Origin of the sequence: Stutzerimonas kunmingensis (assembly GCF_002929225.1) — a bacterium.
Classification (GTDB): Bacteria; Pseudomonadota; Gammaproteobacteria; order Pseudomonadales; family Pseudomonadaceae; genus Stutzerimonas.
Map to the genome: position 1 here is coordinate 467850 of NZ_PISM01000018.1, position 14679 is coordinate 482528.

Here is a 14679-nt window from a genome sequence, read left to right on the forward strand (position 1 = left end):
ATTGGAGAGTAGGTAGAGCAAGCAGCCGCCGTCAACCCGAAACGAGACCTTTCGTCTCAGGGTCAGGGATGTGCTTATTGGAAAACGGGATCAGCGTGCGTTCAGCCGATCGCGAAGCTGAGTCGTTTGCTGGCGAAGGCGTTCACAAGCGGACTGCACATCGGCCCGCGCCTGGGCATCCAGCTCGTCCATATCAGCCTCGACATTGAGCAGCACGGCATCGACGCAGGCGCTCAGCAACAACACCGCCGCCTCGACATCACAGCGCAGCGACGGCTCGACCATCGGCAAGGCGCGCTCGGCGATGCCCAGTGCCTCCACGCAGGCATGTGCCGTCGCCAGCGGCACTGCGCAGGCCTGGCGCGACAAGTCAGGCTTCCGGCCTTCGTCGTCCTTCAGATAGTCGGAAAAGACCGCCACGTCATCATCGGCAAAGGCACCGGGACGACCAAGCAGTGATCGGGCTTCGGCCAGCAGCGCCTCGCAGGAAGCATCGCCGTGCGCCGCACTGACCCGCAGCGCCTTGACGATCAGCGCCACAGCGAGGTCAGCAGTCACCGCCGCGACCGCACCGCAGCCGGGTAAGGCGCGCTCGGCAACGGCATGGCGAAACTGCGCGAGGCTCAGCTGCCAGAGCCCCTGCCCCGCGCCCGGTCTGTCGGCTTCGGCCATCAGGCCGACTTGGCTCCGTCCCAATGCAGCAACACATCGAGCATGCGGTTGGAGAAGCCCCACTCGTTGTCGTACCAGGCCATCACCTTGACCAGCTCGCCCTGCACACGGGTCTGGCTGAGGTCGGCGACGCAGGACGCCGGGTAGCCGTTGAAGTCGCAGGAGACCAGCGCTTCCTCATTGCACTCCATGACACCGGCCGGCATCTTTTGCGCACCTTCGCGCAGGATCTGATTGATCGCCTCGACGCTGTCCGGCGCGTTCTCAGCGATGAAGGTCAGGTCGACCAGCGAGACGTTCGGCGTCGGCACCCGCACCGAGAGGCCGTCCAGACGCCCGGCCAGCTCCGGCAGCACCAGGCCGATAGCCTTGGCCGCACCGGTGGTGGACGGAATCATCGACAACGCCGCGGCGCGCGCGCGGTAGAGATCGCTGTGCGCCTTGTCCAGCAGGTTCTGGTCGTTGGTGTAGGAATGCACAGTGTTGAGCAGGCCCTGACGAATGCCGACTGCCTCGTGCAGCACCTTGGCCAGCGGCGCCAGGCAATTGGTGGTGCAGGAGGCATTGGAGACGACGCGCTGATCGCCGAGCAGCTGGTGGTTCACGCCGTAGACCACGGTCAGGTCGCCGCCATCCAGCGGGTGCGAGGCGAATACCCGACCTGCGCCCGCCTGTAGATGCTGCTCGATCAGCGCACGTTTCTTGAACTTGCCGGTGCACTCCAGCACCACATCCACGCCCAACTCCTTCCACGGCAGCTGGGTTGCATCGCGCTCGGCCAGCAGGCGGATCGCTTGGCCGCGCACCACCATTGACTCACCGTCCAGTTCCACCGGTTCGGGAAAGCGACCGAAGGTCGAATCGAAGCGCGTCAGATGCACCAGCGTTTTGTGGTCGCTGAGATCGTTGATGGCAACGACCTGTACCCGATCCTGCAATCCACGCTCGAACAGCGCTCGTACGACGGCGCGACCAATACGTCCATACCCATTGATGGCAATACGCAGCATGGCAAATCTCCTCGGAGGGGGTTGAAAGTCAGTAGTTAGCTTAGGCGGAGTATCCACCCTTGCGTTCATCGCCGAACGACCAGGATCAATTAAGTGGCGAACCCATGTGCCGTTGGCCAGTCGTAAACCTGACGAGGCGGCGGTGCAGGGCCGGCCGCGACCTGAGGCAAATCAGGGGGTGCGTAGCAATGAGCGAGACAACCCGAACACCGTGGTGGATGGGCGCGACCGTTTATCAGATCTACCCGCGATCCTTCGCCGACAGCAACGGCGACGGCATTGGCGACCTCAATGGCGTGCTGCGCCACCTCGATCATCTGCAGCAGCTGGGCGTCGATGCCCTCTGGCTATCGCCGATTTTTTGCTCACCGATGGCCGACGCCGGCTACGACATCAGCGACTATTGCGATATCGATCCGCTGTTCGGTTCGCTGGACGATATCGACCGGCTGATCACCGAAGCCCATGCGCGCGATATCCGTGTGCTGCTGGACTTCGTGCCCAATCACACCTCGGATGAGCATCCCTGGTTCGTCGAGTCGCGCAGTTCGCGGGACAACCCCAAGCGCGACTGGTACATCTGGCGTGACCAGCCGAACAACTGGCGCGCCGCGCTGGGTGCCGGCAGCGCCTGGACGTGGGACGAGCACACCCAGCAGTACTACCTGCACCTGTTCCTGGCCAAGCAGCCGGACCTCAACTGGCGCAACCCCGAGGTGGTCGAGGCCATGCACGACGTGCTGCGCTTCTGGCTCGACCGCGGCGTGGACGGCTTTCGTATCGACGTCATTCATTGCACCGGCAAGGACCCGAGCTTCGCCGACGACCCGCGCTGCGGGGCTGGCCAGCCGCTGTCGGACTTCAACGATCAGCCTTACAGCCACGAAGTCCTGCGCGGCCTGCGCAAGCTCGTCGACAGCTATCCTGGCGACCGCATGCTGGTGGGCGAGGTGAACATCCGCTCCACCGAGCGCGTGCTGCAGTACTACGGCGCTGGCGACGAGCTGCATCTGGCCTTTAACTTCAACCCGCTCGATGCGCCCTGGGACCCGGTGCTATTTCGTACCTGCATCCGCGAGGTCGAGCACTGGCTGCAGCCGGCCGGTGCCTGGCCGACGTGGGTGCTGTCCAATCACGACAACGTGCGCCAGCGCAGCCGTTATCAGGGCTCCGAGCGCGCCGCCCGGGCGGCTGCGGTAATGCTGCTGACGCTGCGCGGTACGCCTTTCATCTATCAGGGTGAGGAGTTGGGGCTGGAAGACGCGGTTATTACCGCCGAAACCCGAACCGACCCGGGCGGCCGCGACGGCTGCCGGGCACCGATCCCCTGGCAGGCCGAACCGCCACATGGCTGGCAAGGTGCAGAACCCTGGCTGCCCTTCCCGCCTGACGCCAACGAGCTGGCAGCCGAGCGGCAGACTGGTGAGGCGAACTCCATGCTCGCGCTCTACCAGCGCCTGCTGGCCACGCGCAAAGCCAGCCCGGCGCTGCATCACGGCGATTTCGAAGAGTTGCCTTCGCACCCCGAAGTGCTTGCCTACCGCCGGAATTTCGGCGACGACCGCCGTCTGGTCTGCATCAACTTCTCCGACCAGCTCCACGCTCATCCGCACGCTGGCGAATGGCAGGTCGAGATCGCCAGTGACGGCATCGGTGAAGGCGATCCCTACAACGGCACCCTAAAGCCAGGGCAGGCCGTCGTGCTGCGCCCAATGGAGAACTGAGCATGCGTCCACTCTGGTACCGCAACGCGGCGATCTATCAGATCGACCCCACTCTATTTCGTGACAGCAACGGCGACGGCTGCGGCGACCTGCGCGGTATCACCGAGCGCCTCGACTACATCCGCGGCCTCGGCTGCACGGCCGTATGGCTGATGCCGTTCTATCAATCGCCATTCGACGACGCGGGCTACGACATCACGGACCATCTACAGGTGGACGAACGCTTCGGTGATCTGGCCGACATCGTCGCGCTTTTGGAGAAGGCCGAAGAGCTGGGCCTGCACGTCATCATCGAGCTGGTAGTGCAGCACACCTCCATCCAGCACAAGTGGTTTCAAGAGGCGCGCCGCGACCGAGACTCGCCCTACCGCAACTACTACATCTGGGCCGACGAGCCCGACGACTTCATGGAGCCGATTTTCCCGACGGTCGAAGACAGCATCTGGACCTGGGACGAGGAAGCCGGCCAGTACTACCGCCATCTGTTCTACAAGCACGAGCCGGATCTTGACCTGACCAACCCGAAGGTCATCCACGAGATCGAGCGGATCATGTCGTTCTGGCTGCGTCTGGGTGTCTCCGGTTTCCGCATCGACGCCGCGGTGCACATGGTGCGCCAGGCCGGCGGCGGCGAACTGGAAAAGGGCTACTGGCTACTCGAACACATGCGCGACTTCGTGACCATGCGCCGGCCCGAGACCGTGCTGCTCGGTGAGATCGACACTGATCCGGAAAAATACGTCGAATACTTCGGCGACGAGGCCGATCGCGTCACTCTGCTGCTGGATTTCTGGACCAACAATCACCTGTTCCTGGCCCTGGCACGGCAGCAGGCCGAGCCGCTGGTGCGCGCCCTGAACAGCCAACCGCTGCCGCCCAGTCATTCGCAATACGCGCTGTGGATCCGCAACCACGACGAGCTGAGCCTCGACCGGCTGGAAGAGGATGAGCGCAAAGAGGTGATGGACACCTTCGCCCCCGACGAGAACATGCGCGCCTACGATCGCGGCATTCGCCGGAGGCTCGCGCCGATGCTCGACGGCGACGAGCGACGCATCGCGGCCACTCATGCGTTGCTGTTCTCGCTGCCCGGCACGCCGATCATCCGCTACGGCGAGGAAATCGGTATGGGCGATGACCTCGACCGCCCCGAGCGACTGGCCGTACGCACGCCCATGCAGTGGTCCAACGAACCCAACGCCGGGTTCTCCTGTACCAAAGGTGAGCTGGCCGCACCGGTGATCGACGAAGGGCCCTTCTCGTACGAGAAGATCAACGTGTTCGCCCAAACCCTGCGCAGCAACTCGCTGATGGCGCGCACCGGCAACATGATCCGCACCCGCATCGGCCTGCGCGAGATTGGCATCGGCAAGCGCACGACTGTCGAAGTGGATGATCCGGCGGTGTTCGCCATCCGCCACGACAACGGCTCCACGGTGCTGATGCTGGTCAATCTTGCCGACAAGGAAACCACCGTCGAGATCACCGAGGACGACCTTCAGGACATGGTCGATGTGCTCGCCGACTGCGATTACGGGCAGCCGGAAGGTTCGCCGCTGAAGATTCGCCTCGGGCCCTACGGCTATCGCTGGCTGCGGCGCAAGCAGCAACTGTTCGGATGAGGAGTGGCTGATGAATCTCGACGCAGCACAATGGCACGCCTGGCACGGCGCAACCTTTCCCGACGAAAGCTGGTACCGCGACGACGATGAACAGCTGTGTGCCATTGTCGGCGCCCCGCGGGTCGACCTGGTCTCGCGCGAGCGCTATGGCGATTTCATCCTGCAGTTCGAGTTCGCCCTACCGGTGGGCGGCAATTCCGGGGTCTTCTACCGCGTCGACGAAAGCGCCGGCCTCGCCTGGCACAGCGGGCCGGAAATGCAGCTGCTGGATGATGCCGTTCACCCCGACGGCGAAGAACCAACCACCCGCAACGGTGCCCTGTATGGCCTGCTCGCGCCCGAACAGGAAACCCGGGTCGAACCCGGCAGCTTCATGCACGCAGCGCTTGTCGTGCGCCAGGGTGCGGTCGAGCACTGGCTGGGCAATCGTATGGTGCTGAGTTATCGCCTGGACGACCCAGCCCTGCACACGCTGATCGAATCCAGCAAATTCGCCGACAAGCCGCTGTTCGCCAAGGCGCCAGCCGGGCATATCGTCCTGCAGCACCACGGCGAGGCGGTGCGCTTTCGCCGCCTGTCGATCGAAGCGCTGGGCTGAACGTCGGCCTTGGATCGGCACGCCGAATTGAGCGAGAATGCGCGGCTTTTCCAGGCTGCGAAACGCAGTGACGGCAGAAGCGCCCCGGCGCCAAGCGTCAGGCAAGCCGCGGCCGCCCACGCTTGAGGTAGCGTTCGTGGAACAGCTGAAAGATAAGATTCGCAGTCAGGGCATCGTGCTTTCCGACCGGGTACTCAAGGTCGACGCGTTCCTCAACCACCAGATCGATCCCGTGCTGATGCAGGCCATCGGGCAGGAATTCGCCCGCCTGTTCCGCGATGCCGGCGTCACCAAGATCGTCACCATCGAAGCCTCCGGCATTGCGCCGGCCGTCATGGCCGGCCTGGAGCTGGGCGTGCCGGTGATCTTCGCCCGCAAGCACCAGTCGCTGACGCTGCAGGACAACCTGCTAACCGCCACGGTCTATTCGTTCACCAAGCAGGTGGAAAGCACCATCGCCGTGTCCACCCAGCACCTGTCCTCGAACGACCGCGTGCTGATCATCGACGACTTTCTCGCCAACGGCAAAGCCGCCAAGGGCCTGATCTCGATCATCAACCAGGCCGGCGCCAGCATCGCCGGCCTTGGCATCGTCATCGAAAAGGCCTTCCAGGCCGGTCGTCAGGAGCTGGAAGAAGCCGGTTACCGCGTCGAGTCCCTGGCTCGCGTCGCCTCGCTGGCAGATGGGCAAGTGCAATTCATAGACTGAGTGCAGGTCATTGGCTGAGTGCAGGTCATAGTCCGGGCGCAGCTCAACCGACCGGTGGCGCGTCTGCGCGCCATAGCGCCACCAGCGCACCCTGCGTGCCTGCCAGCGGATCGCTGATGGGCACGCGGACTTGGGCAATTCGCTCACGCGCCTGATCATGGGTGGCCGCGTCAGGCCGCTGCATGTCGTACTGCTGGCCGACCGGATAACCCGCCACCACCTGAAAATCTGTGCTGGCCTCGAGCGCGCAATGCCCCGTCCCGGCCGGTAGCACCAGCGCGTCGCCCGCCTTCAGCTCGACCTCCTGACCGTTATCACCACCCAACATGATCCGCGCCCAGCCGCTGGCCACGCCGAGCGCTTCGTGGGCGGTGGGATGGTAGTCGTAAACCGTCCCACGCCAGGCAGACGGCCACAGATGGCTGTCAAACAGTCGCTCGAAGGCTTCTGCGGGGCTTGGTCCGGCCAATGGCAGCTGGCGGTAGATCAGCACCGGATGCGGGCTGTTGGGCGTGCGCCCGTCACTGGCCAGGTGCAGCTGTTCGGGTTGTGGTGCGGAACTGGGCATGCGGGGCTCCTCTGTCGTCACGGGAATCCGACCGGTAGGCCGTATCGAATTCGACTCGAGAGCTGCCTGCTTTGCTCACCGCAGAAACGACAAAGCCGCCCGGAGGCGGCTTTGCTGGTGACGCCTGGCGCTCGATCAGAGGCCGGACATGTGCTGGATAGCGGCCTTCAACTCGTCATCGGAGCAGTCGCCACAGGTGCCCTTCGGCGGCATGGCATTGATACCGCTGATGGCGTGCTTGAGCAGGCCGTCCAGACCACCGGCAGCATCGGCACGGGCCGTCCAGGCTGCACTGTCACCGGTCTTCGGCGCGTTCAGCAGGCCGGAGCCGTGGCAGGCAGTGCAGAACTTGCCGTACACGTCGGAACCGCTACGGGCGGCACCACCGGCGGCTGCGGCAGCGCCGGCACCAGCGGCTGCGCACTCTTCACCTTGAATACATACTTCGCCCACCGGCTTGAGGCGCTCGGCGATTGCTTCGTCGGTCGCAGCCTGAGCGCTCATTGCCCACAGGGCCAATACGGCAGTCTGTGCTACCAGGATCTTCTTAATCAGGTTCACCTTACACCCTCATTGTGGCTAGACACGCCCGCGGCCACGGTATCGCGAGCGGCGGTCAGTATAACGGCAAGCCATGCCAGCCGAAACAATACGAAAGGCCCGGCGTTTCTCCGCGACGCTTTGTCGCAGCGCAACTTTCGGATGAACCAAGGCCGCTGCGGTTAAAAGTTCGCCGGCGTCGTCGCGCTGATCAACCGTGCCGGCGCGTCGTACGGATTGCGGAAACGATGCGGCTTGCTGCTCTCGAAGTAGTAGCTATCGCCGCTCTCCAGCACGTACACCTGACCGTTCACGGTCAGCTCCAGACGGCCTTCGACCAGCATCCCGGCCTCCTCGCCCTGGTGCGAGAGCATGTCCATTCCAGTGTCGGAGCCCGGCGGATAGGTCTCGTCGAGAAAGGCGATGGCTCGTCCCGGATGCGCCTTGCCCACCAGTTTCATGCTCACCGCGCCGTCGGATATATCGATCAACTCGCCGGCCTTGTAGACCACCTGGGTGTCGCTGTCCTGCTCGAAGTCGGGGGAAAAGAACTCCACCAGCGACATGGGAATCCCACTCAGCACCTTCTTCAGCGAACTGATCGAGGGGCTGACGCTGTTCTTTTCGATCATGGAAATGGTGCTGTTGGTAACGCCGGCACGCTTGGCGAGTTCACGCTGGGACAGACCCTTGAGCTTGCGGATGGTTTGCAGTCGAACGCCAACGTCCAATACGGGAGCCCCCTTTCAAGAGCGATGCGAAGAGGGGGCTATCATGGCAATGGCGTTCAGAATTTACAACACTGGCTCCGGACGAGCCGTCGCCCGGCACGCGCGGCTCTCCCAAGGGTCAGAGGACCGGGCCGGCGAGATCTGGCATGGCAGCGACGACGGTGATCTCGACCCGCACATCCGGCGAATACATCAGGGCCTGAACCGTGGTCCGTGCCGGCGCCGTGCCCGGTGTGATCCATGCATCCCACACCTCGTTCATACCGGCGTAATCGGCGGCGATGTCCTTCAGGTGAATGGTTGCCGAAAGCAGGCGCGTCTTGCTGGTACCCGCCTCGTCCAGCAAGCGTTCGATGCTCGACAGCGTTTCGCGGGTCTGCTCGCGGATATCACCGGTCAGGTCATCGGCCAGTTGCCCGGAGAGATACACCGCGCCGTTGTGGATCACCGCTTCGCTATAGCGGGTTTCAGTGTGCAGCCGCCGGATGGGCATGTTTACGGGTCTCCTTGTGCTTGCCGTAACGGAAGATATCCAGCCCCTCGGTGCTGATCTGCGGACGCTTGGACGCCAGCAGGTCAGCGAGCACACGGCCGGAGCCGCACGCCATGGTCCAACCAAGGGTGCCATGGCCGGTATTGAGGAACAGGTTGCGATAGGGTGTCGCGCCGATGATCGGTGTGCCATCTGGCGTGGCCGGTCGCAGACCGGTCCAGAATACCGCGTCAGACGGATCGCCGCCCTGCGGATAGAGGTCGCCCACCACCATTTCCAGAGTTTCCCGCCGGCGCGGGTTGAGCGACAGATCATGCCCGGCGATCTCCGCCATGCCACCGACACGGATGCGCTGATCGAAGCGGGTGATGGCGACCTTGTAGGTTTCATCGAGTACGGTCGACTGCGGTGCCATCGCCGGATCGCTTATCGGTACGGTCAGCGAATAGCCCTTGAGCGGGTACACCGGTGCACGAATGCCCAGTGGCTTGAGCATCTGCGGGCTGTAGCTGCCGAGCGCCAGCACGTAGCGATCAGCCGTCTCCAGTTTGCCGTCGATCCACACACCGGCCAGCCGGTCGCCGGCGTAGTCGAGGCGTTGAATATTCTGTTCGAAACGGAACTCGACCCCGAGCGCCACGGCCATTTCCGCCAGGCGCGAGGTGAACATCTGGCAGTCGCCGGTCTGGTCATTGGGCAGCCGCAGCGCACCGCTGAGCTTGTGCGAAACCTTCGCCAGAGCCGGCTCTACCCGTGCAATGCCGGCGCGATCGAGCAGCTCGTAGGGCACTCCGGAGCGCTGCAGCACAGCGATGTCCTTGGCGGCGGCATCAAGCTGCGCCTGGGTGCGGAACAGCTGCGTGGTGCCGAGCTGACGACCTTCATAGGTGATGCCGGTTTCCGCGCGCAGCTCATCGAGGCAGTCACGGCTGTACTCGGACAGCCGCACCATGCGTTCCTTGTTCACCGCGTAGCGGGCCGCCGTGCAGTTACGCAGCATCTGCGCCATCCACAGATACTGGTCGACGTCACCGGTAAGCTTGATCGCCAGCGGCGCATGGCGCTGCAACAGCCATTTCATCGCCTTCAGCGGGACGCCAGGTGCCGCCCACGGCGAGGCATAGCCGGGCGAGACCTGCCCGGCATTGGCGAAGCTGGTCTCCATCGCCACCGCCGGCTGCCGGTCGACCACCACCACTTCGAAACCGGCCCGCGCCAGATAATAGGCGCTGGCAGTACCGACCACGCCGCTACCCAATACCAGTACACGCATTGCAGCCTCCCACCCGCTCGAACGGGCTTTTCCGGATCACTATTGAAACGGAGTATAAAAATGCTCAAGCAGTGTTATTCACCATATAAAAAGCTATCTTTGGCCGCTATTCACGCCATCGACGCTTTATTTGGAGGGCATATCCCTTGAGAACCCGGCATCAGACGCGCCGCGAACTGGACAAGATCGACCGCCACATCCTGCGCATCCTCCAAGCCGAAGGGCGACTGCCCTTCACCGAGCTGGGCGAACGCGTCGGCCTGTCGACCACGCCGTGCACCGAGCGGGTCCGGCGCCTGGAGCGCGAAGGCATCATCATGGGCTACTCGGCGCGGCTGAACCCGCAGCATCTGAAGGCGGGGCTGCTGGTATTCGTCGAGATCAGCCTGGCGTACAAGTCCGGCGACATCTTCGAGGAGTTCCGCCGCGCCGTGCTCAAGCTGCCCCACGTGCTCGAATGCCACCTGGTGTCCGGCGACTTCGATTACCTGGTAAAGGCGCGGATTTCGGAGATGGCCTCCTACCGCAAGTTGCTCGGCGACATCCTGCTGAAGCTGCCGCACGTTCGCGAATCGAAGAGCTATATCGTGATGGAAGAGATCAAGGAATCCCTCGACCTGCCGGTCCCGGACTAGAGCCGATGACGGCCAGTTCTGCAGCCTCGTCGGGCAGCCTGCGAGGCACCGCTGGTCATGCCTGGCTTTGCTCCGCGGCCTCGCTCCGGTCTACCCTAGGCGCATGCAGACCTCTCATGACACCTTGATGAATCACCGCGCATCCGCGCCGAACGGCGCCGTACATGCACCCTCCTACTATGCCGCGAGCGTCAATCGCGAACTGGCCTTCGAGCCGTTGCAGGGCGAGCAGCGGGCCGACGTATGCGTCGTCGGCGGTGGGTTCTCCGGCCTCAACACGGCCATCGAACTGGCCGAGCGGGGCCTCAGCGTCATCCTGCTGGAAGCGTACCGAATCGGCTGGGGCGCCAGCGGGCGCAACGGCGGGCAACTGATCCGCGGCGTCGGTCATGACGTCGAGCAGTTCAGCAAGATCCTCGGCGAAGAAGGCGTCGATGAACTCAAGCGCATGGGCTTCGAAGCCGTCGACATCGTCCGTCAGCGCATCGAGCGCTACGCCATCGACTGCGACCTGACCTGGGGCTATTGCGACCTGGCGACCAAGCCACGGCATCTGAAAGGCTTCGACGAGGAGTACTCCGACCTGCTGCGCCTCGGCTATCCGCATCCTCTGCAGCGCGTGTCGCGTCCCAACCTGGTCACGGTGGTGGGCTCGCAGCGTTACCTCGGCGGCCTGCTGGACATGGGCTCGGGCCACCTGCACCCGCTGAATCTGGCACTCGGCGAGGCGGCGGCGGCGCAGTCGCTGGGCGTGCGGCTGTTCGAGCAGTCGGCGGTCGAGCGCATCGAGTATGGCCCGCAGGTCAAGGTGCATACGGCTCAGGGCGTGGTGCACGCGGACAACCTGGTGCTGGCCTGCAACGCCTACCTCAACGGCCTGCAACCGAAGCTCGCCGGCAAGGTGCTGCCGGCCGGCAGCTACATCATCGCCACCGAGCGGCTGCCCGAGCCGCTCTGCCGCGAGCTGTTGCCGCAGAACATGGCAGTCTGCGATCAGCGCGTGGCGCTCGATTACTTCCGTCTCAGCGCCGATGGCCGTCTGCTGTTCGGCGGCGCCTGTCACTATTCCGGCCGTGACCCACAGGACATCGCCGCCTACATGCAGCCGAAGATGCTCGAGGTATTTCCGCAGCTGGTCGGCATCGGCATCGACTATCAGTGGGGCGGGATGATCGGCATCGGCGCCAACCGGCTGCCGCAGATCGGTCGCCTGGCTGAAAATCCCAACGTGTTCTACGCCCAGGCCTATTCCGGCCACGGGCTGAATGCCACGCACTTGGCCGGTCGCCTGCTTGCCGAAGCCATTGCCGGCCAGCAAAGCAGCGGCTTCGATCTGTTCGCCAAAGTGCCGCATCCGACCTTCCCCGGCGGACCGGCACTGCGCTCGCCACTGCTGGCGTTGGGCATGCTCTGGTATCGACTGAAGGACCGATTCTGAATTTTCGGACGAAGCGCAACGTCCAAGCATGAATGAAAGGATGCATACCCGGAGAAACCTTGCGCACTTACCTGACGCTCCTGCTGCTACTGCTGCTGGCCGGTTGTGCCAGCCACCCCACGCCAACCGAGTCCTATTCCGTGGCTCCGGACGCGTCGCCGCTTGGTCGGCGCATCCAGCAGCTCGCCACCGAGCACGCGTACGGCCACTCGGGTTTTCGCCTGCTACCGGAGAGCACCGAAGCCTTCGCCGCACGCACCGAGATGATCCGCGCGGCGCAGGTCAGCCTCGATATCCAGTACTACATCGTCCATGACGGCCTCACCACACGTGCGCTGATCGACGAAGTGCTGCAAGCCGCCGACCGCGGCGTGCGCGTGCGGCTGCTGCTGGATGACACCACCAGCCATGGCGAGGACTACCGCATCGGCACTCTGGCCGCGCACCCCAATATTCAGATCCGCGTCTTCAACCCGCTTCACCTCGGCCGCAGCAACGCCATCACCCGATCCATGGGACGCCTATTGCACCTTTCGCTGCAGCATCGGCGCATGCACAACAAGCTGATGCTGGTCGATGGCAGCCTGGCCGTCGTCGGTGGACGCAATCTCGGCGACGAGTACTTCGAGGCCGACCAGGCGATGAACTTCACCGACATTGATCTGCTTGGCGCCGGCCCGGTCGCCGAGCAACTCGGCAAGAGTTTCGACCGCTACTGGAACAACCAGCTGAGCGTGCCTATCCAGCATTTTCTCTGGTGGCAACCGAAACCGCGCCAGCTGGACAAGGCGCGCCAGCAGCTGAGCGACTATCTGCAGCAGGCCAAACAGGAAAACAGCGAGCAGTACCAGCGCCTGATGCAGTACAAGCAGGGCCCGCAATTGCAGCAGTGGCTGGACGAACTGATCTGGGCACCGGGCAGGGCGATGTGGGACGCGCCGGAAAAACTGCTCGCCGAAGGCGTACCGGCGGCATCGCTGCTGCTGACCACGCAACTTGCACCGACCATGCAGGCCGTGAGCAGCGAGCTGACACTGGTTTCGGCCTACTTCGTGCCGACCGATAGCGGCGTGGACTACCTGGCGGATCGCACCGGTGCGGGCGTGACCGTGCGTATCCTCACCAACTCACTGGAGGCCACTGACGTGCCGGCCGTGCATGGCGGCTATGCGCCCTACCGCGAGGCCATGCTGGAACTCGGCGTGCGCCTGTTCGAACTGCGCCGGCAGCCGGAGCAGGAAGCCTCTTACAGTTTTCTCGGCGAGTCGGAATCCAGCCTGCATAGCAAGGCAGCGGTATTCGACCAGCAAAAGGTTTTCATCGGCTCGCTGAATCTCGATCCGCGCTCGGTGCTGTGGAACACCGAGGTGGGGATTCTGGTGGAAAGCCACGAACTGGCCCGCGAGGTCCACCGCCTCACGCTGGAGGGTATGTCGCCGGCACTGAGCTACGAAGTTCGCCTGGTGGAGCGCGACGGCCGCAAGCAGCTCACGTGGATCGCAGAGGATGGCGGCCGGCTGCGCACCATCGAAAAGGAGCCAGGCGGGCTCTGGCGACGCTTCAACGCCTGGTTCGCCGACGTCATCGGCCTGGAGAAGATGCTTTAGTGGCCTGTTTGGTAAGTTCGGTTGGTCATTTCGGCGCCCATGGCCCGATACCGCGTTGCTGCTCCTTGCCATAGGCCCGCTATGACCCGTCGCAGCGCCTTGCCCCGGAGTCATGTTCAGCCGAACTTGCCTCAACCAACTCACCGCACAGGCCACTAGGTTCGCAACAAGCTGCCGCACGATGTCGTCCGTTTGGCTACAAGCCGTCACAAATCATTCTTTGGGGTGATACCACTCGGCCAGCAGTCCGTTAGGCTCCAGCGTGCTGCTGCCATGCACGCATAGCTTCTATAAAAATAAAAAGGAGCACGACAATGGACCGTTTAACTCGCTTCTGGCTATTGCTGATACTCGTAATGCTGCCCGGCTTTACCGAGGCGGCCCCGCCCGAAACCATCTCTGCGCTGCAGAACTTGCAGATCCACGCCAATCGCGCGACCAGCAGCCTGCTGCTCTACCGCGGCGAAGGCTTTCAGAAGGCGCACCTGTTGCGTCTGGAAGACGACATCCGCGCGCTGAATGCAGCCCTACTCAATGTCGCCAATCCCACCAGCGCCCTGCGCGAAAGCCACCAGGCGCTTCAGGCTCGGCTGCGCGAAGGCGCCGGCTTCGGCTACGAAGAGGACGACATGCCCTGGGGCTGGCCGCTGGAGATGAGCAAGGCACTGCGCGACTTCCTCACCGCCGTTCGCGCTCAGCAAGGGGCGGACGCTCAGGCCGAACTGCCGGCCAAGGTTGAATACCTGGCCGTTCAATACCTCAGCCGTGCCTACATCGGCTCGTTCGAGATCGCTCGCGAACAGCCGGACACCTATCTCGGGCAGGACGAGCGCCACCTGGTGCCGGCGATCGACGCTCAGCTGGCCGAACTGGATGGCAAGCGCGATCCCGCGCTGGCCAAACTCAAGACCCGCTGGGATTTCCTCAAGGTGGCGCTGGAAGACATGAACAGCGGCAGCAACAACTTCACCACCGCCTCAGGCCGGCCGTTCGCGCCAATCATGGTCGACCGCCATGCGCGCAGCCTCAGCGATCAGTGGATGGCGGCGAAGCCCTGAC

At 63.8% G+C, this 14679-nt stretch carries 15 protein-coding genes; 8 read left to right on the plus strand and 7 right to left on the minus strand.

Going from position 1 to position 14679, the window contains the following annotated elements:
- Positions 1 to 90: 90 nt before the first annotated feature.
- Together CW305_RS12780 and gap are read right to left on the minus strand one after the other, a co-directional pair.
- Positions 91 to 672 carry a cyclodeaminase/cyclohydrolase family protein gene (locus CW305_RS12780; RefSeq protein ID WP_104098062.1) on the minus strand — a complete coding sequence of 194 codons (582 nt, stop codon included), beginning with the start codon at positions 670 to 672 and terminating at the stop codon, positions 91 to 93.
- Complete coding sequence (gene gap / locus CW305_RS12785) at positions 672 to 1682, minus strand: type I glyceraldehyde-3-phosphate dehydrogenase (RefSeq protein ID WP_104098063.1); 1011 nt, start codon at positions 1680 to 1682, stop codon at positions 672 to 674. Before gap ends, CW305_RS12780 begins: the two co-directional genes overlap by 1 nt.
- A gap of 188 nt (positions 1683 to 1870) precedes the next feature.
- On the opposite strand from gap, the gene CW305_RS12790 reads away from it, so the two are divergent.
- The 4 genes from CW305_RS12790 to CW305_RS12805 all read left to right on the plus strand — a co-directional run bounded on the left by CW305_RS12790 (position 1871) and on the right by CW305_RS12805 (position 6335).
- Positions 1871 to 3406, plus strand: a complete 1536-nt coding sequence (locus CW305_RS12790) for an alpha-amylase family glycosyl hydrolase (protein WP_104098064.1) — start codon at positions 1871 to 1873, stop codon at positions 3404 to 3406.
- Between the two features lie 2 nt (positions 3407 to 3408).
- Entirely contained in the window at positions 3409 to 5028 is a 1620-nt protein-coding gene (locus tag CW305_RS12795; protein WP_014821781.1) for an alpha-amylase family protein, read from the plus strand.
- A 10-nt stretch (positions 5029 to 5038) separates the two neighbouring features.
- Positions 5039 to 5626, plus strand: coding sequence for a 3-keto-disaccharide hydrolase (locus CW305_RS12800; protein WP_014821782.1), 588 nt, complete (start codon positions 5039 to 5041; stop codon positions 5624 to 5626).
- A gap of 136 nt (positions 5627 to 5762) precedes the next feature.
- Entirely contained in the window at positions 5763 to 6335 is a 573-nt protein-coding gene (locus tag CW305_RS12805) for a xanthine phosphoribosyltransferase (RefSeq protein ID WP_003297838.1), read from the plus strand.
- A 43-nt stretch (positions 6336 to 6378) separates the two neighbouring features.
- Here the strand turns inward: CW305_RS12805 and CW305_RS12810 are convergent, their stop codons facing one another.
- From CW305_RS12810 to dadA, 5 genes are all read right to left on the minus strand, one after another.
- Entirely contained in the window at positions 6379 to 6903 is a 525-nt protein-coding gene (locus tag CW305_RS12810) for a DNA-binding protein (protein WP_104098065.1), read from the minus strand.
- Positions 6904 to 7038: 135 nt separating this feature from the next.
- Positions 7039 to 7464, minus strand: coding sequence for a c-type cytochrome (locus CW305_RS12815; RefSeq protein ID WP_014821785.1), 426 nt, complete (start codon positions 7462 to 7464; stop codon positions 7039 to 7041).
- Positions 7465 to 7625: 161 nt separating this feature from the next.
- Positions 7626 to 8174: a cupin domain-containing protein gene (locus CW305_RS12820; RefSeq protein WP_003297842.1), complete on the minus strand. Its 549-nt coding sequence runs from the start codon at positions 8172 to 8174 to the stop codon at positions 7626 to 7628.
- 118 nt (positions 8175 to 8292) lie between these two features.
- On the minus strand, positions 8293 to 8667 hold the full coding sequence (locus tag CW305_RS12825) for a RidA family protein (protein WP_003297843.1): 375 nt from the start codon (positions 8665 to 8667) through the stop codon (positions 8293 to 8295).
- Positions 8642 to 9940 (minus strand): D-amino acid dehydrogenase, encoded by a 1299-nt coding sequence (gene dadA / locus CW305_RS12830; RefSeq protein ID WP_104098066.1) that lies wholly within the window; start codon positions 9938 to 9940, stop codon positions 8642 to 8644. The genes CW305_RS12825 and dadA overlap by 26 nt, the downstream gene beginning before the upstream one ends.
- Positions 9941 to 10086: 146 nt before the next feature.
- On the opposite strand from dadA, the gene CW305_RS12835 reads away from it, so the two are divergent.
- From CW305_RS12835 to CW305_RS12850, 4 genes are all read left to right on the plus strand, one after another.
- Complete coding sequence (locus CW305_RS12835; RefSeq protein WP_003295466.1) at positions 10087 to 10575, plus strand: Lrp/AsnC ligand binding domain-containing protein; 489 nt, start codon at positions 10087 to 10089, stop codon at positions 10573 to 10575.
- Between the two features lie 127 nt (positions 10576 to 10702).
- Positions 10703 to 12013, plus strand: a complete 1311-nt coding sequence (locus tag CW305_RS12840; RefSeq protein ID WP_104098067.1) for an NAD(P)/FAD-dependent oxidoreductase — start codon at positions 10703 to 10705, stop codon at positions 12011 to 12013.
- A gap of 59 nt (positions 12014 to 12072) precedes the next feature.
- Positions 12073 to 13620, plus strand: coding sequence for a phospholipase D family protein (locus CW305_RS12845; RefSeq protein WP_104098068.1), 1548 nt, complete (start codon positions 12073 to 12075; stop codon positions 13618 to 13620).
- Positions 13621 to 13934: 314 nt separating this feature from the next.
- Positions 13935 to 14678 (plus strand): hypothetical protein, encoded by a 744-nt coding sequence (locus tag CW305_RS12850; RefSeq protein WP_023444590.1) that lies wholly within the window; start codon positions 13935 to 13937, stop codon positions 14676 to 14678.
- The last annotated feature ends 1 nt before the right edge of the window (position 14679 follow it).